Source organism: Pseudomonas sp. TE3644 (genome assembly GCF_056278815.1).
Genome location: NZ_JBWBQF010000001.1, coordinates 1,346,861 through 1,370,129, shown reverse-complemented (window position 1 = coordinate 1,370,129; position 23,269 = coordinate 1,346,861). Strand labels below are relative to the sequence as shown.

Annotated in this window: 19 protein-coding genes and 1 pseudogene; 5 read left to right on the top strand and 15 right to left on the bottom strand. The window is 64.8% G+C overall.

The features are described from left to right. The first annotated feature begins 6 nt into the window (after positions 1-6). On the top strand, positions 7-1,368 hold the full coding sequence (locus tag ACZ9GA_RS06270) for a UDP-glucose dehydrogenase family protein (protein ID WP_457363486.1): 1,362 nt from the start codon (positions 7-9) through the stop codon (positions 1,366-1,368). A gap of 219 nt (positions 1,369-1,587) precedes the next feature. On the opposite strand, the gene ACZ9GA_RS06265 is transcribed toward ACZ9GA_RS06270, so the two are convergent. Beyond that, positions 1,588-3,015 carry an ArnT family glycosyltransferase gene (locus ACZ9GA_RS06265; protein WP_457363487.1) on the bottom strand — a complete coding sequence of 476 codons (1,428 nt, stop codon included), beginning with the start codon at positions 3,013-3,015 and terminating at the stop codon, positions 1,588-1,590. Between the two features lie 325 nt (positions 3,016-3,340). On the opposite strand from ACZ9GA_RS06265, the gene ACZ9GA_RS06260 reads away from it, so the two are divergent. Beyond that, on the top strand, positions 3,341-4,900 hold the full coding sequence (locus ACZ9GA_RS06260) for an ArnT family glycosyltransferase (protein WP_457363488.1): 1,560 nt from the start codon (positions 3,341-3,343) through the stop codon (positions 4,898-4,900). A 43-nt stretch (positions 4,901-4,943) separates the two neighbouring features. Then, on the top strand, positions 4,944-6,122 hold the full coding sequence (locus tag ACZ9GA_RS06255) for an aminotransferase class V-fold PLP-dependent enzyme (RefSeq protein WP_457363489.1): 1,179 nt from the start codon (positions 4,944-4,946) through the stop codon (positions 6,120-6,122). A gap of 279 nt (positions 6,123-6,401) precedes the next feature. On the opposite strand, the gene ACZ9GA_RS06250 is transcribed toward ACZ9GA_RS06255, so the two are convergent. Further along, positions 6,402-7,277 (bottom strand): Kdo hydroxylase KdoO, encoded by an 876-nt coding sequence (locus ACZ9GA_RS06250; protein ID WP_457363490.1) that lies wholly within the window; start codon positions 7,275-7,277, stop codon positions 6,402-6,404. Positions 7,278-7,416: 139 nt separating this feature from the next. Then, complete coding sequence (locus ACZ9GA_RS06245) at positions 7,417-8,121, bottom strand: response regulator transcription factor (protein WP_457363491.1); 705 nt, start codon at positions 8,119-8,121, stop codon at positions 7,417-7,419. Between the two features lie 230 nt (positions 8,122-8,351). Between ACZ9GA_RS06245 and pmrG the strand changes: the two genes are divergently transcribed. Next, positions 8,352-9,002 carry a lipopolysaccharide core heptose(II)-phosphate phosphatase PmrG gene (gene pmrG, locus ACZ9GA_RS06240; RefSeq protein ID WP_476226447.1) on the top strand — a complete coding sequence of 217 codons (651 nt, stop codon included), beginning with the start codon at positions 8,352-8,354 and terminating at the stop codon, positions 9,000-9,002. 81 nt (positions 9,003-9,083) lie between these two features. Here the strand turns inward: pmrG and ACZ9GA_RS06235 are convergent, their stop codons facing one another. Then, positions 9,084-10,688 carry an ArnT family glycosyltransferase gene (locus ACZ9GA_RS06235; protein ID WP_457363493.1) on the bottom strand — a complete coding sequence of 535 codons (1,605 nt, stop codon included), beginning with the start codon at positions 10,686-10,688 and terminating at the stop codon, positions 9,084-9,086. Positions 10,689-10,879: 191 nt separating this feature from the next. On the opposite strand from ACZ9GA_RS06235, the pseudogene ACZ9GA_RS06230 reads away from it, so the two are divergent. Continuing rightward, positions 10,880-12,331 (top strand): annotated as a pseudogene (locus ACZ9GA_RS06230) (flavin-containing monooxygenase); the annotation flags it as partial. Here the strand turns inward: ACZ9GA_RS06230 and ACZ9GA_RS06225 are convergent. The 11 genes from ACZ9GA_RS06225 to ACZ9GA_RS06175 form a co-directional block, all read right to left on the bottom strand. Next, positions 12,328-12,903: an acyl-homoserine-lactone synthase gene (locus ACZ9GA_RS06225; protein ID WP_457363494.1), complete on the bottom strand. Its 576-nt coding sequence runs from the start codon at positions 12,901-12,903 to the stop codon at positions 12,328-12,330. The pseudogene ACZ9GA_RS06230 and the gene ACZ9GA_RS06225 sit on opposite strands and share 4 nt — an antisense overlap. A 19-nt stretch (positions 12,904-12,922) precedes the next feature. Continuing rightward, the gene (locus ACZ9GA_RS06220; protein ID WP_457363495.1) at positions 12,923-13,648 is read right to left on the bottom strand and encodes an autoinducer binding domain-containing protein; all 726 of its coding nucleotides are present in this window, start codon (positions 13,646-13,648) and stop codon (positions 12,923-12,925) included. A gap of 94 nt (positions 13,649-13,742) precedes the next feature. Further along, positions 13,743-15,014: a glycosyltransferase gene (locus ACZ9GA_RS06215; RefSeq protein ID WP_457363496.1), complete on the bottom strand. Its 1,272-nt coding sequence runs from the start codon at positions 15,012-15,014 to the stop codon at positions 13,743-13,745. A gap of 26 nt (positions 15,015-15,040) precedes the next feature. Further along, on the bottom strand, positions 15,041-15,907 hold the full coding sequence (locus tag ACZ9GA_RS06210; protein ID WP_457363497.1) for an alpha/beta fold hydrolase: 867 nt from the start codon (positions 15,905-15,907) through the stop codon (positions 15,041-15,043). Between the two features lie 640 nt (positions 15,908-16,547). Beyond that, positions 16,548-18,050, bottom strand: coding sequence for an MDR family MFS transporter (locus tag ACZ9GA_RS06205; protein ID WP_457363498.1), 1,503 nt, complete (start codon positions 18,048-18,050; stop codon positions 16,548-16,550). Next, a complete protein-coding gene (locus ACZ9GA_RS06200; protein WP_457363499.1) occupies positions 18,040-19,170 on the bottom strand; it encodes an HlyD family secretion protein in 1,131 nt (376 codons plus the stop codon). The genes ACZ9GA_RS06205 and ACZ9GA_RS06200 overlap by 11 nt, the downstream gene beginning before the upstream one ends. Then, a complete protein-coding gene (locus tag ACZ9GA_RS06195) occupies positions 19,167-20,621 on the bottom strand; it encodes an efflux transporter outer membrane subunit (RefSeq protein ID WP_457363500.1) in 1,455 nt (484 codons plus the stop codon). Before ACZ9GA_RS06195 ends, ACZ9GA_RS06200 begins: the two co-directional genes overlap by 4 nt. 432 nt (positions 20,622-21,053) lie before the next feature. Continuing rightward, a complete protein-coding gene (locus ACZ9GA_RS06190; RefSeq protein ID WP_457363501.1) occupies positions 21,054-21,794 on the bottom strand; it encodes an AraC family transcriptional regulator in 741 nt (246 codons plus the stop codon). A 6-nt stretch (positions 21,795-21,800) separates the two neighbouring features. Further along, positions 21,801-22,298 (bottom strand): hypothetical protein, encoded by a 498-nt coding sequence (locus ACZ9GA_RS06185; protein WP_457363502.1) that lies wholly within the window; start codon positions 22,296-22,298, stop codon positions 21,801-21,803. Positions 22,299-22,312: 14 nt separating this feature from the next. Continuing rightward, on the bottom strand, positions 22,313-22,816 hold the full coding sequence (locus tag ACZ9GA_RS06180) for a nucleoside 2-deoxyribosyltransferase (RefSeq protein ID WP_457363503.1): 504 nt from the start codon (positions 22,814-22,816) through the stop codon (positions 22,313-22,315). Positions 22,817-22,833: 17 nt separating this feature from the next. Continuing rightward, on the bottom strand, positions 22,834-23,265 hold the full coding sequence (locus ACZ9GA_RS06175; protein WP_457363504.1) for a spore coat protein U domain-containing protein: 432 nt from the start codon (positions 23,263-23,265) through the stop codon (positions 22,834-22,836). Between the last annotated feature and the right edge of the window lie 4 nt (positions 23,266-23,269).

Below are 23,269 nucleotides of genomic sequence, written 5' to 3'. Positions count from 1 at the left end.
TGCGCAATGAAAATCAGTGTTATCGGTAGTGGTTACGTAGGTCTGGTGCAAGCCACCGTGCTGGCAGAAGTGGGCCATGACGTGATCTGCATGGACATCGACCAGCACAAGGTCGAGCAACTGTCCAAGGGCCATGTCACTATCTTCGAGCCGGGCCTGTCAGCCCTGGTGCGCGAGAACCTGGACAGCGGTCGCCTGCATTTCACCAGCGACGAGAAGCTGGCCATCGAGCACGGCGAGGTGCTGTTCATCGCCGTGGGTACGCCCTCGGGTGACGATGGTTCGGCCGACCTCAAATACGTGTTCTCGGTGGGCGACGCCATTGCCCGTCACCGTGTGGCGCCACTGATCGTCGCAGAAAAATCCACCGTGCCGGTGGGCACCGGTGATGCCCTGCAAAAGCACATCAACGAAGCCCTGGCCAAGGCCGGTCGCACCCTGCAGTTCGATATCGTCTCCAACCCCGAATTCCTCAAGGAAGGCTCGGCGGTGCGCGACTGCCGCCGCCCCGACCGCATTGTCATCGGTTGCGAGCGCCAGGAAGTGCGCGACGTGATGCGTGACCTGTACGCGCCGTTCAACCGCAACCACGACCGTATCCTGTTCATGGATCTGCGCAGCGCCGAGCTGACCAAGTACGCCGCCAACTGCATGCTGGCCACCAAGATCAGCTTCATCAACCAGATTGCCGAGCTGGCCGAGCACCTAGGTGCTGACATCGAAGCGGTGCGCCTGGGCATGGGCGCCGACCCGCGCATTGGCTATGACTTCATCTACGCCGGCTGCGGCTATGGCGGCTCGTGCTTCCCCAAGGACATGCGCGCGCTGATCCACACCGCCGAGGCCGCCAACTGCTCCAACGACCTGCTGCAGGCCGTGGAAGCCATCAACGAGCGCCAGAAGCACAAGCTGTTCGAGCGCGTGAAGGCCTACTTCAAAGGCAATCTGGAAGGCCGTACCTTTGCCCTCTGGGGCCTGGCCTTCAAGCCCAACACCGACGACATGCGCGATGCCCCCAGCCGCGAACTGATGGAAGCCCTGTGGGCGGCAGGCGCCCAGGTGCGTGCCTTCGACCCGGAAGCCATGCAGCAAACCCAGTTGCTGTACAGCGAAGAAAGCAAGCTGATGCTGATGGGCACCCCGGAGGCCACCCTGGCCGGCGCCGACGCGCTGATCATCTGCACCGAATGGCAGCAGTTCAAGGCCCCGGACTTCGACTTGATCCACAAGCGCCTGGCCAACCCGGTGATCTTTGACGGCCGCAACCTGTACGACGTGGAGCGCCTGGCGCAGAAGGGCATTACCTACTTCCCGATCGGTCGTGGCGAGTCGTGCAACCTGCCCATCCCGCACCAGAAGTGGCAGTGATCGCCTGACGCAACATAGCGTCGCCTGTATCGCGAGCAAGCTTTGCTCCCACAGTGTGCGCCGCACCTCTGTAGCAGCTGCCGAAGGCTGCGTCACAGGCGGCGCGCTGGTTCAGTCAGTGCGCGGCGTCAGTGACGCGGCCTATCGGCCGCTGCTACAAGCAAAGCTTGCTCGCGAGAGGCCGGTGAAGGTTGCCCACAACCATCGCGCGGCGAGCGCTCAATCACGGGCGCTCAAGAAATAATACGCGCGGTCCCCCACCACGACTTTGCTCACCACCGAGAACCCGGCCCCCGGCTCGCTGGTACGCTCCATCACCGCCACATTTTGCCGCCTCTGCGCCAGGAAGTGCGTCAGCGCTTCATCGCTGGGCAATGCCGGCAGCAGGCTCTGACTGTAAAACACCCCCGCCCCCGCCAGCCGCTCGCTGGGCATGGCCAGCGCCACCGTGTGCCCCTGGGCTTGCAGCGCATGGATCTGCTCGGTCAGCGGCAGGAACGACTCACCCCGGTCCGCCTTGGGCACCACCCACACCGCCACGCCCAGATACGCCACGACCAGCACACCCATCACTGCGCTTGCCGCGCGTTGCCAGGCAATGTGGCCGCGCCAGGCCTGCAGCCGGGCGATCAACACCCTGGCGTATTCAGCCCCGATCACTGCGGCGGCAGGCGCCAGCGACATCAGGTACACCATGCGTTTGCTCGACGCCACGGTCAGCAACGCGAACTGAGCCAGTACCCACAGGCTGAAGAACATCAGATGCGGTTGCACGCGCCACTGCTTGCGAAAATGCCACAGCCCCAGGTACACCAGCAGATTCCAGGGCAGGAAAGCCTCGGGCAGTTTGCCCAGGTAGTAATCGAACGGCTCGAAATGCCCCGCCTCGGTGAACGAGCCGCTGAAGCGCCCGACACTGTTGGCCCACAGCACATCCTTGAGCGCCTGCGCGCCACCCTGCTGGTACAGAAAGCCCAGCCAGACCAGCGGTGGCAACAACCCCACCAGCGTCATCAGGGCAGGCCATAGCCACCGCGCCAGGTTCACGCGTCGTTGTTGCACGGTCTCGGCCACCAGCCAGGCGAAGATCACCACGCCGGGCAGGGCCAGGCCCAGCACACCCTTGCTCAAGGTAGCGATGGCGATGCCGACGATGAACAACCATGCGCTGCCCAGGCTGCGGCGCTGGCTGGCCTGATAGAACGCCAGCAGCACCAGGCTGACACCCAGGCTGAGCAGCGAGTCCTCGCCCACCTGGCGCACGTTGCCCCAGAAGCTGGCCGTGGTCGCCAGCATCAGGCCAGCCGTAACGGCCACGGCAACGGGGCGGGCGTTACGGCGCAAAAAGCCGTACAGCAGCATCACGCTGCACACCCCTGCCAGCGCCGATGCCAGCCGCACCGACCAGGTGCTGGGGCCGAACGCCGCCATGGCCGCGCTGTCGAGCCACAGGCTTAGCGGGGGCTTTTCCAGGAAAGGCTCGCCGTTGAGCCGTGGCGTGACCCAGTCGTGCAACAAATGCATTTCCATGGCGATGCCACCGACCCTGGGCTCGGTGGAGCCCTGCAACTGATGGTTGCCCAGGGCGACGAAGAACAGCAGCGTAGTGATGACCAGCAGTAGTACGAAGGGACGTCTCGATGTCATGTACCGATCCACAATGGTATGAAATACACAATCCGTAGCCGCCTGTAGCAGCAACTGTCTTGAAATGGCGTCGTCTGCATCGCGACTAAAGTCGGCTCCTACGCCGTCCGTGGTAGGAGCCGGCCTTGGCCGCGATGCAGACGACGCGGTCTGTAGCGGCTAAAGTGTGAAACGGCGCCGGTCAAAACGACGTGAACCCAGGGCGCCCCGCAGCAATTTCATCCAAAACGCCATCAACGGTTTTTTCTCAATTCAGTCACGCGTTCCTGACGCCGCACGCCCTAGTCTTTGGCCGCACTTCTCCAGGCCTGGCGATCATTGACTGATGAAAGAAACACTCCTGCGTTACTTCAAGAGCGAGCGCGGCGCGCTCATCCTGCTGCTGGGGGTGTCCGCTGTCGCCCTGCTACTGGGGCTGGGCCAGCGCGAGCTGTGGGGCGCCGAAACACGCTGGGCCAACATTGCCCTGCAAATGCTGCAAAGCGGTGACTACTTCGACCCCTATCTCAAGGGCGCCCCCTATTACGACAAGCCCCTGCCCTCCTACTGGCTGATCACTGCCACTGCGGGCCTGCTGGGCGGCCTGGGGCACTGGTCGTTGCGCCTGCCCTCGGTGATCGCCGCCTGGCTGAGCATCTGGCTGGTGTACCTGATCGGCGAGCAACTGTTTCGCAAAGGCACCGGGCTGATCGCCGGGTGGTTATTGGCCACCACCTTCTATTTCCTGGTGTGGTCGCGGGTGGCTACCGCTGACGTGCTCACTGTGTTCGGCGTATTGGCTGCGGTGTGGTGGTATTGGCGCGGGCCGCTGGACACACGCTTTTCTCGCTATGTGGCATTTTTCCTGATTCTGGCGCTGACGTCCCTGCTCAAGGGGCTGATCGGTTTCATCCTGCCCGGCTTGATGTTGTTGCCCCACTTGGTTGGCGAAAGCCGCTGGAAGCGTCACCTGAACCTGCGCATGGGCGCCGCCCTGATCGTGGCCGGGCTGGTGTATATGATTCCCTTCGTGTTATCGCACCTGTACGGCGAACCCACGTATGGCGAAAGCGGCCTGGCCCTGGTCATACGGGAAAACGTGGTGCGGTTTTTCAAACCGTTCGACAACTTCGGGCCCCTCTATACCTACCTGGTGTATCTACCGGTGTACACGCTGCCTTGGGCACCCTGCTGGCTCATCGGCCTGTGGCTGGCCGTGCGCAACTGGCGCAACACCGACGCCAGCACGCGGTGGCTGGTGCTGGGGCTGGGGTTGATGTTCGCTTTCTTCACCGCGTGCGGCAGCCGCCGCAGCTACTACGTGCTGCCCCTGGTGCCCTTTGCCCAGTTGCTGGGGGCCGCCTGGCTGACGCAGTACCTGGCCAGGCGGCCGGCCAGCAGCCTGCGCTGGCGCCGCGGCATCGGCATCAGCGCGGTGCTGATGATTGTGGTGGTGGGGGTTGCCTACCCGTGGACCAACGGCAACGGCGGCATCATCCGCTTTGGCCAGGACGTGCAGGCGCGCGCCAGTCGGCAGGCGCCCTGGGATCAATGGCACCTGGTGATGCTGGAGGTGGACAATAAGCTGCCCCTGTATGTGCAGAACCACGGCGCACCGTTCACTTACATCGCCGAAAGCGAAGACTACCCCCGCCAGGGCAGCAGTGCCGACTTCATGGCCTGGCTGGCCAAACGCACCGGGCAGCCATGGAACCCTGCGCGCACCATCATCTTCGCCCAGTACCCCACGCTCAAATCCCTGCCCCTGCGCTATCTGGGCGAAGACCATGACATCGTGCTGACCCAGCCCGACAACGGCGCCCGCCTGTTCCGCGCCCACGACAACCAGAGCGTTGCGTTCATTCCAAGGCCCGCCCCGGCGACGGTGGCAAGCGGCGCGCCCTGACTGCTATGGTGGGGCCCCTGCATCCCCTTTGCACCGAGGCCCCATGCTCGACCTGGAACGTCTGCGCACCGATACGCCCAACTGCGAACAGCTGATTCACCTCAACAATGCCGGCGCCTCATTGGCGCCCCGGGTGGTGCTGGAGGCCGTCAATCGTCACCAGCAACGCGAAATCGACATGGGTGGCTATGAAGCGGCTGATGCGGCCTGTGATGAACATGAAGCGGTGTACCACTCGGTGGCGCGCCTGCTCAATGCCCAGGCCAGCGAAATAGCCCTCGTCGACAATGCCACCCGCGCCTGGGACATGCTGTTTTACGCGCTGCCCTTCAAGCCGGGCGATGTGGTGTTGACCTCGCTCAGCGAATACGCCGGCAATTACATCCCCTATCTGCAACTGCGGCAGCGCTGCGGCATTGCTATTGAAGTGCTGCCCAACGATGAGCACGGGCAGGTGTGCCTCACGGCGCTGGAACAACGCTTGCAGCAACCAGGCGTGGCCCTGGTGTCGCTGCCGATGGTTGCCAGCAACGGCGGCGCCGTACAGCCGGTACACGCGATCGGCGCGCTGTGCCGGGCGGCCGGCGTGCTGTTCTTGCTCGATGCCTGCCAGGCGGCCGGGCAGATACCGTTGGACGTCAAGGCCATCGGCTGTCACATGCTGACCGCGACCAGCCGCAAATACCTGCGGGGGCCACGCGGGGTCGGTTTTTTGTACGTCGACCACCAGCTGTGCCAGCGCCTGGAGCCAACGTTCCTGGACTTGCATGCGGCGTCGCTGATTACCGCGCAACACTACGAGATTCGCACTGATGCGCGGCGCTTCGAAAGCTGGGAACACAACATGGCCGCCACCCTGGGGTTTGGGGCTGCGGTGGATTACGCGCTGGCGTGTGGCGTGGAAAACCTATGGACGCACATCCAGAAGCTGGGCAGTTACCTGCGCACCGGCCTTGCGCACATACCCGGCGTGCACTGCCATGACCAGGGCGGGCCGCTGACTGGCCTGGTGACCTTCAGCCACGAGCGGCACAGCGCCAGTGACATCCGACAGTACCTTGCCCAGCGTCCCACACGCATCAACGTCAGCGTGGCGGGGCCGGCATCGACCTGGCTGGACATGCACCAACGCGGCCTTGCCGAAATGGTGCGCGCCTCGGTGCATGCCTACAACACCGAGGCCGAACTCGATGCCCTGATCCTGGCGTTGCAGTCCCTGTAGCCGCCGGCGTGAACCCTGAGGCTCTCCAGCGGGCACAGGCCCTGCGCAGCCTTCGGCAGCGGCCACACCCCGTAGCCGCTGCCGCCAGGCTGCGCTGGCCGGTGTGAACCCTACAGATCTACAGCGGGGCACAGGCCCAGCGCAGCCTTCGGCAGCGGCTACAGCCCGTAGCCGCTGCAGCCAGGCTGCGCTGGCCGGCGTGAACCCTACAGATCTACAGCGGGGCACAGGCCCAGCGCAGCCTTCGGCAGCGGCTACAGGTCGGCGAATGAGGGACAATCAGGCCAGCTTGCGTGCCATCAGGCGTTCAAGTACGCGCAGCGGGGCGCGCTCGATGTCTTGCATGGCGTCGACCGGCAGCAGGAAGGTCTGCTCCAACGCGCATTTGCCCCGCGTCGCCGCGTGGGACACCTGGTCGGTAAACACCATCCACACGGTGCCCGCCGGAAATTGCCAGACACGCTGGGGCGCAGACTGCTGGTAGGCCAGGTCTGCCTTCATGCGGTCGTGCAGGTGCAGCATGTAGTGGTCGTAGGCGCTACGCGGCGCCTTGGTGATGCCCAAGGCGTTGAGCAGAGCCGCCGAACCCCACAGCGGCTTGGGCAACGCATTGGCATAACGCTGCGCCAGTTGCTCGAAGGGCTCGCCCAGGCGCCAGCAGCGTGGCTCGCCCTGGGGGTTGATGTTGGCGAACACGCGCAGAATGCGTTTGCCACGGGTGGGCGAGGACGGAAAGTTATCCACGTGCAGGCGGGTGTCATCCTTGCGCCATGACGTCTGGCGCCCCGCAACTTCCTCGGGCCGGAAGCTGGTACGCGCCCGCTGCAGAGCCCCGGCATAAGGCGCCAGCAGGTTGCGCACCAAGGTTTCGGCGCAGTCGGCAAAACGCCCCACCATCGCCTGCATCTGCCGCGCACGGGCCTCGTCGCCCTCCACGCCCTTGAGCGCATCGCCCTGGGGCGACAGGCTGATGTTCTTGCTCTTGCCACCCGCTTGCGGGCTCAGCAGGTCATGCTCCAGCTCACCGACCTCAAAGCGCAGGCCAGGGAAGGCCAATACGTTGCCAGCCTCAAGCGCCGCCAACCCTTGGGCCTGAACCCCTGCTTCAATCGTGTCTGTCCAAGCCGAGAGGGGCAAGCTGACAACTTCGGTCATAAATATCGCCTACGCATATCCGTGTGCCGGACATGTAAAACGCCCGCTTTCTGCGCAGCGCGTCCGTACACAAGTTACAAAATGTTTCCATTTATAACGTATCGGACATAATCGAATATGAAAATTTCGTAGAAACGTTTTAGACCGGATCTTCCTCCCCGTCAGCCTCAATCCCCTTGCACACCAACTGGTAGCCGATGCCATGGATGGTGTGAATCAACGGTACGCCAAACGGCTTGTCGACCATGCGCCGCAACAGATGCAGGTTGCTGCGCAGGCTGTCACTGTTGGGGGTGTACTCGCCCCACACCGTCTCCTCCAGCTCGCGTCGGGTGACCACCGCCGGGCTGCGGCGCATCAGCAGTTCGAGCATTTTCAGGTTGGTAGGGTTGAGGCGCAGCGGCGTGTCGGCGCGGGTGATCTGCAAGGTGTCCAGGTCGTACTCCAGGTCATGTACCTTGAGCACCCTTGAGCTCTTGCGCTTGAACCGCCACACCAGCGCCTCGATACGCGCCATCAACTCCGATAGCGCGAACGGCTTGATCAGGTAGTCGTCGGCGCCCGCCTTGAAGCCCTCCAGGCGGTCGGACAACGCATCACGGGCGGTCAGCATGATCACCGGCGTGTCGGCGCGCGAGCTTTCGCGCAGGCGCTGGCACACCTGGGTACCGGTCATGCCCGGCAGCATCACGTCCAGAATGATCATGTCAAACGACCGCGTGGCCGCCAGGTGCAGGCCGCTCAGGCCGTCCTCGGCCCGCGTGACTTCACAGCCGCGCAATTGCAGGTATTCGGTCACGTTATCGAGGATATCAATATTGTCCTCAACCACCAGAATTTGCATGTAGCCCCCACGTTCTTTCTTGTACTGGCCGGGCGCGAAGGAGCAGCGCCCAATTGTGCAAGGCGTATACCATCCTGCGCGTCAAAAACACGTGACGAATGCCTTGGGAGCAGCGACAGATGACAATCGATCGCCCTGCGGTGAATTTTCGAATTTTTCACATCGCTTTCACCGCTCCCCCACTTTGTCGCCCATAGTGTGGCAGGCTTGGATTTGATCGGTAACCGGCCATGACCTCATCTTCGCGCCCTCTGCCCCGCACCCGGTTCACAGGGCTGACGATCGGCTGCGCAGCGCTGCTTCTGCCCGCTCTGATCGCCGGTTTCATGGTGTGGCCACGCTCCCCGCTTAATCTGGGCGAAGAGGGCAACATGGCCAAGACCCAGATGCTCAAACACTGGGCGGCGGGGGACGTGATCGCGGTGGTCCGCCACACCGAACGGTGCGACCGCTCCGATGGCGCCTGCCTGGCCGTGGCCGATGGCATTACCCACGACGGCAGCCAGGTGGCCGTGCGCGTCGGTGACGGCTTCAAGACCCTGGGCATGGCCAACGCCGACGTCATGACCAGCCCCGCCGTGCGGACGATGCAGACCGGGCAATTCATGTTCGGTGCTGCCAGCCAGACCCAGCAATGGTTATGGAACTGCGATCGCAAGACCCTGATGCAGGAAGCCATCGCGCACAAGCAGCCCCATCGCAACCTGGTGCTGGTGGGACACAGCGATTGCATCAGCAAGCTGGAAGCCCAGCTCGATTACCAGCATGCCGCGGCCAGCGAATATGGCGCGGCATTCTTCATCCGCGTGCATCACCACATCAAGCCCAGCGCCCTGGGCGTCATCAACCCGCAAGACTGGGACACCGCCCTCAAGCCTTGAGGCTCACAAACTCGTCCTGTAGCCGCTGCCGTCAGGCTGCGCTGGCCCTTAGCGGCTACAGCGGGTCTGTGCCGGCAGCGGCTACGGGGTGCGCAGCAGCACGTAGTCATCCTTGTCGAAGGTGCCCCGCACTGTCGGCGGCACGCTGCCCAGGGCGGTGCCTTGCAGCACGGCATGATCCTTGGCGTCCATCATCACCCAGGTGCCGGCCGGCAACGCCGCAAGCTGTGCCGGGCTGTCGGTGAACTGCGGCAGCAGGTCGTGATCCAGGTTGACCATGAACTTGATCGCCTTGGCATCCTTGCCCATGCCATGCAGCACCAGCGGCCCCGGGGCCTGCTGCACGGCCTGGTCGACCGCCTGGCTGAAGTGCCGGGTGTCGTACATCACCTGCTCCACCGGCTCGAACACCAGGATATAACTGGACCACAGGGCCAGCACCGCACAGAAGGCCAGGCCCACGGCCCGCGCCTTGTCACGCCACAGCAGCGCCACAGCCACCAGCTGGATCACGGCCAGCAGCACCACCGGCACCGTCACGTGCGGCAACCATTGCGCGAACCGATGGTGGGCCACCAGCAGCCCTGCCATCAGCAGCGCCGGCATCACCAGCCACAGCCCCTGCATGATGCCGCGCAGCCAGGCGAACACCCGCCCGCCCAGTCGATGAAACGGGTAGCCGGCAATCACGGCAGCCATGGGCAGCATCGGCAACACGTAGCGTGCTTTCTTGGCCTGGGGCACGGACAGCCCCAGCAGCACGATCAACCCCGCTACCGCACAGCACTTGAGCAACTGCAACCCAGGCCCCTGGCGTGCCGGGCCTGCGAACCAGGCCCCGGCCAGCACCAACAGCGCCAACGGATAGGCCAGGGCATAGTTGCCCAGCGAACTGATGAAATAGTACAGCGGGCCACTGGCACCTTCGCTGCCGTCGATGCGACCGGTGACCTGCATGTGGATCACGTCCGTGACGAAGGCATCACCGCCGCTCAACCGCGCCAACCACAGCAGCAGGCCAATGCACAGCCCCAGCAACGCCAGGGCGCAGAAGCCGAAGGTGAACAGGCGCTTCCACTGGCCATTGACCAGGTAATAACCGCACAGCATGCCGGTAGGTACCACCAGGCCGATCGGGCCGCGAATGGCAAAGCCCAGCACCACCAGCGCCAGCAACGCCCACAGTCGGCGAGGGGTGTGGAAGTGATCACTGGCATAGCCCAGGTAGAACACCGCCAGGCTCACCGCCGCCAGCATCAGGTCCTGGGAGACCGCGCGGGTTTCCATGACGAATGTGCCGCTAAGTGCCAGCAACGCAATGCTGATCAGCGCCCACGACCGTGAATACGGCGCCACCAGCCGGTACAGCAGCGCCACGATCACCGCAGCGGCAATACCGCTGGGCAGCCAGGCACTGAAGCTGTTGACCTGCCCTGCCGGCAGCGAAAACAGCCAGATGAAAAACGTGGAAGTCGCCGAGTAGTCGGCGTAGGGCGCACCGTACGTGGTGGGGAAAAACGACGGCCCATGGCGCAGCATCTCCTGGGCAAACATGAAGAAGCGCGAATCGAAACCGATAGGTGCCTGGCCCCAGGCGCCGGCCATGAACAGGATCAGCGCGACAAGGCCCGCCAGGCAGGCCTGGCGGGTGATACCACGCGAAGCATTGGCAGGCAGCTCAAGCATTGGCGATGCCTGTCAGGGTCAGGAAAACAAGGCCGGTGATGGTGATGAACGACAGCAACTGGACGAATCGGGTACCCATCGAAGCAATTCCGTTTATTGTTGGGAGCGCGCACATTATCAGTGAACAGTTATCAAATTTATGTCATTGGTGATGCAGATATGGGCGGCAATCATTACAGGTTACGACAAGGAAGATCATGACAATCGCCACCTTCGACGTATTGATCGTCGGCGCCGGCCTGTCCGGCATCGGTGCCGCCTGGCGCCTGCAAACCCAGTGCCCCGGCCGGCGCTACGCGGTGCTGGAGGCGCGCGATGCGCTGGGCGGCACCTGGGACCTGTTCCGTTACCCCGGCATCCGCTCGGACTCCGACATGTTCACCCTCAGCTACCCCTTCCGGCCCTGGCAAGGCAGCGCGTCGATCGCCGATGGCGCCAGCATCAATGCCTACCTGCGCGATACCGCGCGGGCTGGTGACATTGAGCGGCATATCCGTTTCGGGCACAGAGTAACGGCCGCTTCGTGGGATTCACGACAAGCGATGTGGCAGGTCAGCGTCGAGGTCGACGGCCAGCGGCACGACCTGCAATGCGCCTTCCTCTACCTGTGCTGCGGCTACTACGATTATGCGCAGGGCTATCGCCCGACCTTCCCCGATGAGCAGTGCTTTGCAGGACGCTGGGTGCACCCGCAACAATGGCCGGCCGATCTGGATTGCAGCGACCGGAATGTGGTGGTGATCGGCAGTGGCGCCACCGCCGTTACCCTGGTGCCCGCCCTCGCGGCCACCGCGCGGCAGGTCACGCTGCTGCAGCGCTCGCCCAGCTACGTGCTGGCCTTGCCCGCCCGTGATGGCCTGGCCAACCTGCTGCGTCGCCACCTGCCGGCGCACCTGGCCGGCAGCCTGGCCCGCTGGAAGAACGCGCTGGGCGGCCAGGCCTTGTACCAGCTGTGCAAGCGGCTACCGACGCTGTCACGCCGCTTGCTGCGCCTGGGGGTCAGACGCTCGCTGCCGGCGAGCTACCCGGTGGACACCCACTTCAATCCCCGCTACGCGCCGTGGGACCAGCGCCTGTGCATCGTGCCGGACGGCGATCTGTTCAAGGCCATCGCCAGCGGCAAGGCGCGGGTCGTCACCGACACCATTGCCCGTGTCGAACCCGATGGCCTGCGCCTGAGCTCGGGCGAGCACCTGGCCGCCGACATCATCGTCACCGCCACCGGCCTGACGCTGCAGGCCTGCGGCGGCATGGCGCTGAATGTCGACGGCCAGCCCGTGGACCTGGGCCAGCGCCTGGCTTACCAGGGCCTGCTGCTGGATGGCGTGCCAAACCTGGCGTTCTGCGTTGGCTACACCAACGCGTCATGGACCCTGCGCGCCGATCTGTCCTCGCAGCATGTATGCCGCCTGCTCAACCACATGCAAAAGCACGGCTACCGCCGATGCGTCGCCCATCTGCAAGGCCCCGGTGGCGCGCGCCGACCGCTGCTGGATATCAGCGCAGGCTACGTATTGCGGGCGCTGGACGGTTTACCCAAGCAAGGCACGCGGGCGCCCTGGCTGCTGCGCCAGAACTACCTGCTGGACTACCTGGCGTTCCGCCTGGGGCGGCTGGACGACCCCGAGTTAACCTTCGACTAGGCAACCGCCCCCAACCCCAACGCGCTTACGCCACCTGGCTGCCAGGCATCGAAATGCAAGGCCACCAGGCACTCGCCCTTGACCTTGCGCGCAGGGCCCAGGCGCTGCTGCACCACGCCGTTGCGCTGGAAGTAGCGTTCCAGCGAAGCCGTGGTCACCGCCACCACGGCGCTGGCGCCCAGCTCCCAGGCCGCGTGCAAGGTGCTCCAGAATACCCGCATGGCCAACTGCGGATCCTGCTCGGCGCGGGCGGCAAAACGCGATATCTCCCAGGTCTGGCGGTTGGCCGGCGGCGGCTGGTCACACAGGTAGTCGAACACATCGCCCAACAGGTAGGGCTCCACCGTTGGCAGCAGGCGCGCGCAACCCTGCACCTGGCCGTGACGGTCCAAGGCGATGATGTAGCGGGTGCCAGGATGGTCGAACTGGTCGAACTCACGCCCTGGCAAGGGCGACGTGGAGGTGACATCCCAGCCCATCTGTTCGATGAACACGGCATGTCGATAGCGCCCCAGTGCGTCTCGCAGCGGCGCCGACAGTTCGCTGTGGCGTTGGCTGATGATCTGAATCATTCAGGGAAATTTCCTTTTCCTAGAGCAGCCCAAGCATCGCGGCGTGGGCCGCCGCAAGCGTCTTGCTGGTGGCCTTGAATTTTTTCAGGATGGCCTTGAGGTGAAAGTTGACGGTGTTGATCGAGATATCCAGGATCAGCGCGATTTCGCCGGAGCTCTTGCCATCGGCGGTCCATTGCAGCACCTGGCGCTCACGCTGGCTGAGGGTGATGGATGGCTGCGACAGCATCGGATGGCCCAGCTCGGCCAGGCGCTGCATGGCGTGTTCGATCAGGCAGCGCAGATGCAGACGCACCACGGCGCTTTCCGCACGGCTGATCCTGCCGGCCTGGCGGGCCACCGAGAGCACGCTCAGGGTCTGGTTGCTGCTGCGCAGCGGCAAGGTGGCGCCCACCCGCAGACCGTGTTCACGCGCCTCGCCCCACAGCTGGTGGCTCTCGCCAAACAGGGCATCGTCCCATATCACCATCTCGCTGGAACGCAGGCCATGCAGCAGCGCCGGATCGATACGGGCGTAGTCCTGGGACTGGTAATGGGCCAGCCAATCGTCGGGGTAGGAACCGATCACTTCGGTGATCGGCCGCGTGAACGGCACCAGGTGGCGGATGCCGCAGGCGTAGTAATCGAAGCCCAATCGACGCACCTCACGGTCCAGCACCGCCAGCACTTGTTCGGTGTGCTGCTGTGCAAGCATCTCGGCGCGCAGGTCGTCAGCCCACCGCACCAGATCGCTGTCCTTGTCCATGACTCTGCTCTCGATTGCCCATCCGTGCAGGGGAATCTAACGCACAGTCGCTGTGTGTCAACAAAACATCCACTCACATGACGCCAATAAACCGTCACACCGCACGCGACAACGCCTGACCGCTATGCCGCGCATGGCACTCCTCGATCAGTTCGACTGCCTGGGCGCAGGCGTCACTGGCCAGCGAACGCTGATGGGCCAACAGGCAGGCCTGACGCACCTCAGGGTCGGTGCGCACGTGCGTCAGCGCTTCCAGCAGGTCATGCTCGCCCAAGGGCAGTGTCAGGCGCACACCCGCCCCCAGGCGCACCAGGCGCTCGGCGTTGTCGAACTGGTCGTGGGCCACGGGCATCACCACCTGAGGGATGCCCGCCGCCAGCGCCAGGCTCATGGCCCCCACACCCGCTGGATGGACCAGCGCCGCGCAATGCGGCAATAGCGTGGACATGGGCGCGTAACTGCACTGCAGCACATTGGCCGGCAGATCGCCGATGGGCGCGCGGTCTGCGGTCAGGAAGATGCCCCGCGCGCCCAGCTTGGCCAGGGCGCTGATGGCCAGCCTGTAGAAGCGCTGGTCGAAGTGCGTGGTCGAGCCCTGGGTAAACACGATGGGCGCACTGCCCGCCGCCAGAAACGCTTGCAGTTGCGGGTCCAGCTCGCCGCCCTGGCTGCCGTCGAACAGCGGGAAGCCGACCATGCTCAACGGGCGTGGCCAGTCAGGCTGCACCGCCGCGAACCAGCCGGGGAACAGGCACAGCACCCCCTGGGGCGCGTGCAACCATTGACTGAACACCCGCTGCACAGTACCGGTCAGGCCGATCTTGTGGCGCAGGGCATCGATGGCCGGCGCACAGGTACGGTCCAGGCTCAGGTATTCAATGCCCCGCCACAGCCACTTGCGCAGCGGCAATGGCATGCGCGGCGACACGTTGAACTTGGGGTGCACCGGCGGCACATGGGCCGACAGCAGTGTGGAAGGCGACACCTGCACCGACAGGTAGGGAATGTCATAGCGCTCATGGGCGATGCGCGCCCCCAGCGCCCACAGCGACCCCACCACCACGATGTCCTCGAAACGCCGCGACACCACGTAGCGATACACCGGCTCGAGCATGCCGGCGATGGCCTGCCACAAGGTGCCGAACGAGGTCTTGGGCTCCCACAGGCGCGGGTCGTCCATGGCCTGGCGATACGTCAGCGCATCGCACACCGGGACAAACTCCAGGCCGTGCTGTTCGATCGCGGCCTGGAACGGCGGCATGCTGCACAGGGTCACAGCATGCCCCTGCTCGGCCAGCGCCTTGCCCAGGCCAATAAAGGGAAAGACATCACCGGCCGAACCGATGGCCACCAGGATTACCTGCATGGGGGAACCTCGCTGGATGCTGGCACTCAGGCGTACCGGGCCTGGGCGACCACGGGTTTCCACGGCACCGACAACAGATGCCCCATCAGTGCCCGGTGCACGCGGGCGGCGGCCAGGCGCGACTCAAGGTCCAGGAAATGCCCCGTGCCTTCCAGCACGGCGAAGCTGCAACTGGGCACGTACTTGGCGAAATTCAGGGCGTCGGCCGGGCTGGTGTATTCGTCCCACAGGCCGTTGATGAAATGCACGTGGCTGTTGATGCTTTGCAACCGGTGCAGGTAATCGCCGCCACCCAGTTGCAGCACCTGTTCGATGTGGAACTTGGCCTGATGGTATTCACCGCTGGCCAGCGAGGCCATGTGCTGGTGGTTGCTGGCCTTCAAGCGCGGCGGCAGGTAGCGGCCCACGGTGTCATTGAGCAGGTGGCCGATGTCGGACTTGCTGTCGCTTTCGATCAACAGCCGTGCCTTCTGCACGTAATCGAGCATCGCCTTGTTCAGGCTGGGTGCGAAAGCCATCACCACCGAACTGTCGATGGACTCGGGGTTGTGGCTGAGCGCCAGCAGGGTCGAAATACCGCCCCAGGACGCCGACGCCATATGGTGGATCTCAAACCGCTCGATCAGCCCCAGCAGCAGCTGCACCTCGTCATCTTTGGTCACCAGGTGTTGCTGGCAGTTGTGCTCCCGGGAGCGACCGGCGAACGGCAGGTCGAACATGTACACGTTGAAGTGCTCGGCCATCACCTTGGCCGCCCGGGCAAACGAGGTGGTGGTGGCCATGGCGCCGTTGACGCACAGCACGTTCTTCCTGCGCGGGTCATTGCCGATCCTTTCGACGTAGACCTTGTAATCCTTGAACAGCCCATCGACCACGAAATTGTCGTGTCGCATGTCACACCTCCCACATGAATCATCCATTTGCGTGCATACAGGCCGCCGATGCCCGGGTAACAGGCACGGCAGACCAAGAGATCGTCCTTGTTGTTGTGAGACGGCTGAGGGCTTTGCAAATCAGGCACGGCAGCGCAAACACTGGCTGCCAATAGGAGCGATTCTCGACGTGATGGCGCAATGGCACAACTACCTGATCTGGTAGGTGGGCGTGAAAAGATTGAACTTTGGAGGGGGGACCAGGCCGAGGCAACCCCTATCCAAAGACGGACAAACAAGGCTGACAACCTGGTGGGTCAGGCCATGGCACGTTGCAACAAATGTAGGAGCCGGCCTTGGCCGCGATGCGCCGCGCGGGCGGCGCTCGATCTCAAGGGCGCCACAGAAACATCGGCTAGCACCTGGTGTGCCATGACGCGGTCTGCTTCGGAACGGGCGGGGGGCTCCGATGTGCCTGGCTGGGGACCGCAGGGGGGCTTACAGGCGCATGTCTGGATTTTTTTTGGCGTTCTTGAGATCGAGCGCCGCCCGCGCGGCGCTTCCCGGGCAGAGCCCGGTCCCACATTTGTTGCAACGTGCCATGGCCTGACCCTCGGAGTTGTCAGCCTTGTTGGCCAGGCAGCAGATTGGGGGGCTGGGGTTAGCGGCGCATCATCAGCGCCGCCACGGCGCAGCCGGCCAGCGCCACGAAGGCGATGTAGAACGCATCGCTGTAGGCCATCAGGTACGCCTGGTGCCGGACGCTGTCCATCATCAGGGCCAGGGTCTGTTGCTGCTGCGGCAAGGACGGATCCAGCATCCCGCCCAGGCGTTCCTGCACTGGCTGGGTGAAGATGTTAAGGCCTTCGCCGATGCGCTCGCTGTGCACCCGCTCGCGCACTTCCACCGCCTGGGCCAGGGCGGCGGTCACCACCGCGCCGCCCAGGTTGCGCAGCATCGAGAACAGCGCCGACGCCGACCCCGCCTCGGCCTTGCTCAGGCCCGCCACCGCCAGCACCGACAACGCCACCATGATCAGCGGTTGGCCAATGCCGCGCACCACCACCGACGGTACGATGACGTTGGCGGCGCTGTCAGCGTCCAGGAACGCGCCCAGGTAGCAGCCCAGCGCCATGATCAAAAAGCCGCTGGCGACCATCAGTTTCGGGTTCAGGCGTTTCATCAGCGCCGGCATCAACGGCGCCAGCAACAACTGCACCACGCCATACAGGATCAAACTGACACCCACCTCGCGCGCGCTGTAGCCCTGCTGCTGAGATAAGTAGTTGGGCACCAGGAACACCAGGCCAAAGGTCATGCCGCCGAACACGAACATGGCCACGCTGGCCACGCCGAAGTTGTAACCCTTGAGCAGGCGCAGGTTGATGAACGCCCGGTTGCCATACAGCTGCGACCAGACGAAATACACCAGCGCCAGGCACGACACCCACGTCATGGCAACGATATAGCTGGAGCCGAACCAGTCTTCGCGCCCGCCCTCCTCCAGCACGATCTGCACCCCGCCCAGGCCAATGATCATGGCGGTGATGCCGGCCCAGTCGCCGCGCCTGAGTAGCTGCAATTTCATGGGGCTGGCATCGATGGCCCAGGCAATGGCCATCAGCAGCATCACCCCGGGCAGCAATTGCAGGTAGAAGATCCAGCGCCAGCTGTAGGCATCCGTCAGCCAGCCACCAATGGACGGCCCCGCCGCCTGGGCCACGCTGTTGGCCAGGCTGAACAGCGCCATGCCCATGGGCACCTTGCTGGCCGGCAATTGCGTGATGATCAGCTGGAACGACAGCGGGATCAGCACCGCCCCCGCCGCGCCCTGAACCACGCGTATGGCGATCATTACCGCCAGGTTGGGCGCCAGCGAGCAGGCCACTGACGCCAGCAAAAACACGAACGCCCCCACCAGCATCACCCGTCGCAGCGAGAACACCTCCACCAGCCAGGCGGTGAGCGGGATCATGACGATCTCTGCCACCAGGTAGGCCGTGGAAATCCACGACCCCTCCTGAAAACTGGCGCCCAGCGCCCCTTCGATTTCCGGCAGCGCAGCGCTGGTCACGTGCACGTTCATGCCGGCCATGAAGCAGCCGAACAATCCGCCGATCACCGCCACCCAGGCGCGCAGGGAGACCGGCGCTTCAACGCTCATCGCGGGTGTCCACGGTGGCGACTACCGACATGCCGGGCAGGATCGGCGCGCGCTCGTCGTGGGCATCAAGCACGATGCGCACCGGGAAACGCTGGACGATCTTGGTGAAGTTGCCGGTGGCGTTATCTGACGGCAGCAAGGCAAACACCGCGCCCGAGCCTGGCGAGAAACTGGCGACATGGCCGTGCAGGCGCTGACCGCCATAGCTGTCCACCCGCACGTCCACCGGCTGCCCCGCGTGCATGCCCTGCAACTGGGTTTCCTTGAAGTTGGCCACCACGTAGGCCTGCTGCACCGGCACCACGGCCAGCAGTGGCAACCCCGGCGCCAGGTACTGGCGCTCGCGCACCTTGCGCTGGCCAACCACGCCGTCCAGGGGCGCGCGGATCAGGGTGTCCTGCAGGGCGTTGTCGGCCAGGGTCAGCAGCGCCTGGGCCTGGGCCTGACGCGCCACCTGCCCTTGCAACGTGGCCTGGGCCAGCTGTTCGCGACCGCGGGCGATGGTCAGGGCCAGGTCCTGCTGGCGTTGCCGTGCCTGTGCGGCATCGAGGCTGGCACGGGCCTGGGCGAAGCTCGATTGCGCACTTTCCAGGCGCTGGGCACTGGCGGCCTGGTCGTGCACCAGGCCTTGATAGCGCTGGCGGTCCAGGCCGGCGCGCTGGAACTCGGCCCGCGCACCTTCAGCCTGGGCGGCGGCCTGGGCAATGGCCGCCTGCTGCGCGGCCACCCGCTGATGGGCCACGCTCAGGCTGGCCTGGCCGGCCCGCACGGCAGCGTCAGCCTCATCCAGCGCCGCGCGGGCCTGGGCCAGGCGCGCCTGACAATCACGGTCATCGATGCGCACCAGCACCTGCCCGGCCTTGACCGGCTGATCGTCATTGACCAGCACTTGCGCCACATAGCCATTGATGCGGGCACTCACCGGCACCCAGTCGGCGCGCACATAGGCGTCATCGGTGCTTTCCAGAAAGCGCCCTTCCAGCCACCAGTACGCCGCGCATCCCACGGCTGCGCAAAGCCCCAGTACTGCAGCGCTTGTCTGCAATTGACGCTTGCGCCGCAGTTGCCGGGCCTTGGCCAAGTGTTCAGTGTGTTCGATCTCATGGGCGGCAATGTTCATCGGTTACTTCCGTCGGCATGGGCAGAAAGGGTGTCGGGGCGCTGCCAGCCGCCCCCCAGGGCGGCGAACAGGTTGATCTGGCGTTGCAGCAACTGGCCGTCGGCATCGGCCAGTTGCGCCTTGAGGCGGATCAGCTCGCGTTCGCTGTCCAGCACATCGAGAAAGTCCAGGGCGCCGGCCTGGTAGTTGCGCTGGGCCAGATCGAAGGCGCGCTGGCTGTCGCTCAACGCGTCAGTCAAGGCGCCGTGGCGCTGGCGCTCGCCGTCGTACAATGCCAGCGCCTGGCGAACCTGCTGCAGGGCCAGTAGCACCTGGCCGTCGAAGCGGTTCAGGGCGCCCTGCTCCATGGCCTTGGCCTGTTCGACGCGGGCACGATTGGCGGCACGATTGGGAAACTGCCAGCTGATCAGCGGGCCGATACCGAACATCACCGCCTGGCTGCTGCCCAATTGGTTGACCGGGTGGCTGGAGGACGTCACTGAGGCGCCGAAGGTGACCTTGGGGTACAGGTCGGCCTGGGTGACGTCTACTTGCAGGCTGGCGGCCTGCAATTCACGGTTGGCCTGGCGGATGTCGGGGCGGCGGGCCAGCCACTGCCAGCCATCGCCCACGGGCAGTTCCTGCTGCAACTGCGGTACTTGGGTGCAGGTCACCGGCTGGGGCGTGGTGGTGCCGGTGAGCGTTGCCAGCTCGAACACGGCCGCCTGGCGGCGTGCCTCCAGCATGGGTAACTGCGCCTGGGTCTGGCCCAGCAAAGAGCGCATGCGCGACACCTCGAAATCGGTCACCACCCCGCCCTGCCGCTGGCGTTCGAGCAACCGCACGCTGTCGCCCAGCACGCTGAGCGACTGGCGCTGCACCACCGCGCGAGCCGCCAAGGCGCAAGCACTGACATAAGCCCGGGTGGTCTGCGCGGCCACGGTCACGCGCAGCTGATCCTCAGCGGCCGCCGCGGCCTGGGCGTCGGCCTGGGCTTGCTCGATGGCATGCTGCACCTGCCCCCACACGTCTACCTGATAGGCCAGCTCCAGGCCTGGGTTGAATTCCCATTGGGCCGGGGCGTGGCTGTCGGTGGCTTGCGCCAGGGTCTGGTCATCGGCGGTCTTGCCGTAGCTGGCGCCCAGTTGCACCTGGGTCGACGGCCAGCGTTGCGCGTCAGCCTGGTGCAGGCCGCCCAGCATTGCCTGCACATGGGCCTGGGCGACGGCCAGGTCACGGTTGTGGGCCAAGGCCTGTTGCACCATCTGGTTGAGTTGCGGGTCGCGGTACAGCTGCCACCAGTGGGCGGGCAGAGGTTGGTCGCTGACCTGGGCCGGCAGCGGTTGCAGCGCGTTGCCGGGGTTCAGGCCGGAGCGCGCGGGCTCATGGCTGGCCCACTGGCTGCAGGCTGGCAGCGTGGCGAGCAGCAGCCAGGGCAGCAGTTTTACGCGGTGGAAACGGGAGGGGGGCATTGCAGGCCTGCTTGTTATTGGGCAAGGCTTGAAGGTTATTGGATCCTATGGGTTGGGTGCGCATGCGTTCGGGACAAGTGTCGTTTTGATTGGGACATTGGGTTGGGATTGGGTTGGGATTGCGAGGTGCATGGCGGGGGTTTTGTGGTGTTGCGCAGATCGCGCGCCGCCCGCGCGGCGCTTCCCGAGCTTCGCTCGGTCCCACATCTGTTTCGGGCCAATTTTGTCTGTTAGGTCACCTGGTCCGCTCTGTTTTTCCACAGCAGATCTGAAGTGAACAAACAAGGCGGACCAGGTGATGGCACAGACATAACTGGCCCGAAATAGATGTGGGACCTAGCGAAGCTAGGGAAGCGCCGCGCGGGCGGCGCGCGATCTAAAGAGCGCCAAAAACCTCCAGCCATGCACCTCCAATAACCACCAAAGCCCCCCTCACCCCACCGTATAATGACTAGGCGCATACCCCAACTCGCGCTTGAACATCGCACTGAACGCACTGGGGCTCTGATACCCATGCTCCAGCGCCACCTCCAGGATCGTCACCCCCGACGCCAGCCGCTGCAAGCACAGCACCAGCCGCGTGCGCGTGCGCCATTCGCCAAAGGTCATGCCCAATTCACGCATGAACAGCCGCGCCAGGGTGCGCGAGCTCATGTTGCTCTGATCGGCCCAGTCCTGCAGGGTGGATTCCTGCGAGGGGTCGGCGACGAAGGCTTCGCACAGGGCCTTGAGTCGTGGCTGGCTGGGCAGCGGCACGTAGGTGGCCAGCGGCGGCGCCACCTGCAATTCGGCAAACAGCAGGCCCAGCAGATGGCGGTCGTGGGTCTCGCACTGCGCCACCCCCAGGCTGCCGATGGCCGCCAGGATCAGCTCGCGCACCAGTGCCGACACCCGTACCACTTGGCACGCCGGCACCTCGAAACCCAGGGCCGCCGGCTCGATGAACAAGGTGCGCATCTGCACATGACCGGTCATGCGAATGCCATGTTCCATCGCTGCCGGTACCCACAGGGCATGCCCCGGCGGCACCACCCAGCTACCCTGGGCGGTGGTCACGCGCATCACCCCCACCGTGGCATGGATCAGCTGGATCTGCGCATGGCAATGCGGGGCAATGAACTCGCCGCTGGCGTAGTCGTCGGCACAGGCCAGTAACGCTGGTCGCTCACCCATGCCGACTCAGCCCCGAAGCGGCCGCGGGATCAGCGCTTGCAGTTGCTGCGCCAGGTAGTCGGCGGTCAGCAGGTGCACTTCCGGCTCCTTGACGCCACGGTCCTTGCGCCACTGCCAGTCCTGGGACGGCGGCGTGCAGATCAGGCTGATGCTGCCGTAACGGTCGGAGGTCAGGCCCATCACCGCCAGCGACACCTGGCCCTTGGCACCCATCACTTCAGGCACGAACTCCACGCTGCGCAGCGCCAGGGTAATGGTCAGCTTGTGGCTGGCGAATGGCGACAGCGGCGCCGCGAAGGCAGCGTTGGCGGCCAGGAAGGGTTCGCGGGTGATCTCCAGCAGGCCGCCCTGGGTCAGCGGCTGCAGCCACTGCTCGATCTGCTCGAACAGGGCATTGATGCTCAGGGTCCAGTGGCTGCACTGGGCCTCGAACTGCTGTTTCTTGTGCTCTTCACTCAGCGCGTATTGCTTGAGCATCTCGCCCAGTTGCCCGACTTCGTCCATTGCCGCCTGTCTCCTCAAGAGGTCGATGCCAGGTGCCGGCGAAGATCGCCCACCGCCTGTTCGACCGTAGCACTGTACCCTGCCCAGCTGGCCGCCAACATCAAATTGCGCGGCAGGTTGAAATCTTCCACGGCAAAGCCCTGGGCGTCATAGCCCTGGGGGTCGTGGGGCACCTGCTCGCGCAGGCTACGGTCGAGGGCGAAGTAGGCCCACACCGGCTTGCCCAGGGCCACCGCCAGGCCCACCTCGAAGGCGGTGCCGGAGTCCGGCTCCTGGCCACGGAACATATTGAGGTTGGCCAGCACCCCATCGCAGCGCCGGATCATGGCGATGTTCTGCTCGCAGATCCAGCGCGCCGCCGCCAGCCCCTCAAGGCCGGCCGGCAGCTGATTATCAAAAGGATATACCCCTTGCAGCCCCTGTTCGGCGCACAGCGACTTGAGGTACTGCCCATACGCCACCGCATCGCGGCGGAACACATCGAAACCAGCCAGGTACACAGGCTTGCACGGGGTCATGAACATCCTCCTGAACATCAGTACACCAACCGGATCGCGTTCATGGCCTGGTAGGTGCCCGGCGCGCCGTCGCGGCCCGGCTGCATGCGCGCGTATACCGTGTAGGTACGGGTGACACTGGCGTTGGCCGCCAGGCTATAGCTGTCACTGGCGAACGCCTGCCCGGCCAGGATCGGCTGGCGACCGTTGGCCATGAACAGCTGATAATGGGCGGTACCGCTGCCACTGCGCAAGTCGTCACCGGCACCGTCCATATACAGGCCGTAGGCAACGCTGGCCGCGCTGGCACCGGCCTGGCAGGTGACCGTGACGCTGGCGGTGCTGCTGCGCACCTGCTCGGCGACCCCGGCGACACTGCCGAACATCAGCGGCGTGCTGGCCACCGAACAGCTGTAGGCCAGGGCGGCCGGGCTCAGGGACAGCGCACTCAACAATAACAACAGGCGCATGGGC

What these genes read in the sequence shown, in the direction of transcription:
- ACZ9GA_RS06175 (WP_457363504.1), bottom strand. Translation starts at nt 23,265, where the DNA reads ATGCGCCTGTTGTTATTGTTGAGTGCGCTGTCCCTGAGCCCGGCCGCC.
- ACZ9GA_RS06265 (WP_457363487.1), bottom strand. Translation starts at nt 3,015, where the DNA reads ATGACATCGAGACGTCCCTTCGTACTACTGCTGGTCATCACTACGCTG.
- ACZ9GA_RS06245 (WP_457363491.1), bottom strand. Translation starts at nt 8,121, where the DNA reads ATGCAAATTCTGGTGGTTGAGGACAATATTGATATCCTCGATAACGTG.
- ACZ9GA_RS06235 (WP_457363493.1), bottom strand. Translation starts at nt 10,688, where the DNA reads ATGCTTGAGCTGCCTGCCAATGCTTCGCGTGGTATCACCCGCCAGGCC.
- ACZ9GA_RS06250 (WP_457363490.1), bottom strand. Translation starts at nt 7,277, where the DNA reads ATGACCGAAGTTGTCAGCTTGCCCCTCTCGGCTTGGACAGACACGATT.
- ACZ9GA_RS06200 (WP_457363499.1), bottom strand. Translation starts at nt 19,170, where the DNA reads ATGAACATTGCCGCCCATGAGATCGAACACACTGAACACTTGGCCAAG.
- ACZ9GA_RS06270 (WP_457363486.1), top strand. Translation starts at nt 7, where the DNA reads ATGAAAATCAGTGTTATCGGTAGTGGTTACGTAGGTCTGGTGCAAGCC.
- ACZ9GA_RS06215 (WP_457363496.1), bottom strand. Translation starts at nt 15,014, where the DNA reads ATGCAGGTAATCCTGGTGGCCATCGGTTCGGCCGGTGATGTCTTTCCC.
- ACZ9GA_RS06190 (WP_457363501.1), bottom strand. Translation starts at nt 21,794, where the DNA reads ATGGGTGAGCGACCAGCGTTACTGGCCTGTGCCGACGACTACGCCAGC.
- ACZ9GA_RS06255 (WP_457363489.1), top strand. Translation starts at nt 4,944, where the DNA reads ATGCTCGACCTGGAACGTCTGCGCACCGATACGCCCAACTGCGAACAG.
- ACZ9GA_RS06225 (WP_457363494.1), bottom strand. Translation starts at nt 12,903, where the DNA reads ATGATTCAGATCATCAGCCAACGCCACAGCGAACTGTCGGCGCCGCTG.
- ACZ9GA_RS06205 (WP_457363498.1), bottom strand. Translation starts at nt 18,050, where the DNA reads ATGAGCGTTGAAGCGCCGGTCTCCCTGCGCGCCTGGGTGGCGGTGATC.
- ACZ9GA_RS06195 (WP_457363500.1), bottom strand. Translation starts at nt 20,621, where the DNA reads ATGCCCCCCTCCCGTTTCCACCGCGTAAAACTGCTGCCCTGGCTGCTG.
- ACZ9GA_RS06180 (WP_457363503.1), bottom strand. Translation starts at nt 22,816, where the DNA reads ATGACCCCGTGCAAGCCTGTGTACCTGGCTGGTTTCGATGTGTTCCGC.
- ACZ9GA_RS06185 (WP_457363502.1), bottom strand. Translation starts at nt 22,298, where the DNA reads ATGGACGAAGTCGGGCAACTGGGCGAGATGCTCAAGCAATACGCGCTG.
- ACZ9GA_RS06260 (WP_457363488.1), top strand. Translation starts at nt 3,341, where the DNA reads ATGAAAGAAACACTCCTGCGTTACTTCAAGAGCGAGCGCGGCGCGCTC.
- ACZ9GA_RS06210 (WP_457363497.1), bottom strand. Translation starts at nt 15,907, where the DNA reads ATGCGACACGACAATTTCGTGGTCGATGGGCTGTTCAAGGATTACAAG.
- pmrG (WP_476226447.1), top strand. Translation starts at nt 8,352, where the DNA reads ATGACCTCATCTTCGCGCCCTCTGCCCCGCACCCGGTTCACAGGGCTG.
- ACZ9GA_RS06220 (WP_457363495.1), bottom strand. Translation starts at nt 13,648, where the DNA reads ATGGACAAGGACAGCGATCTGGTGCGGTGGGCTGACGACCTGCGCGCC.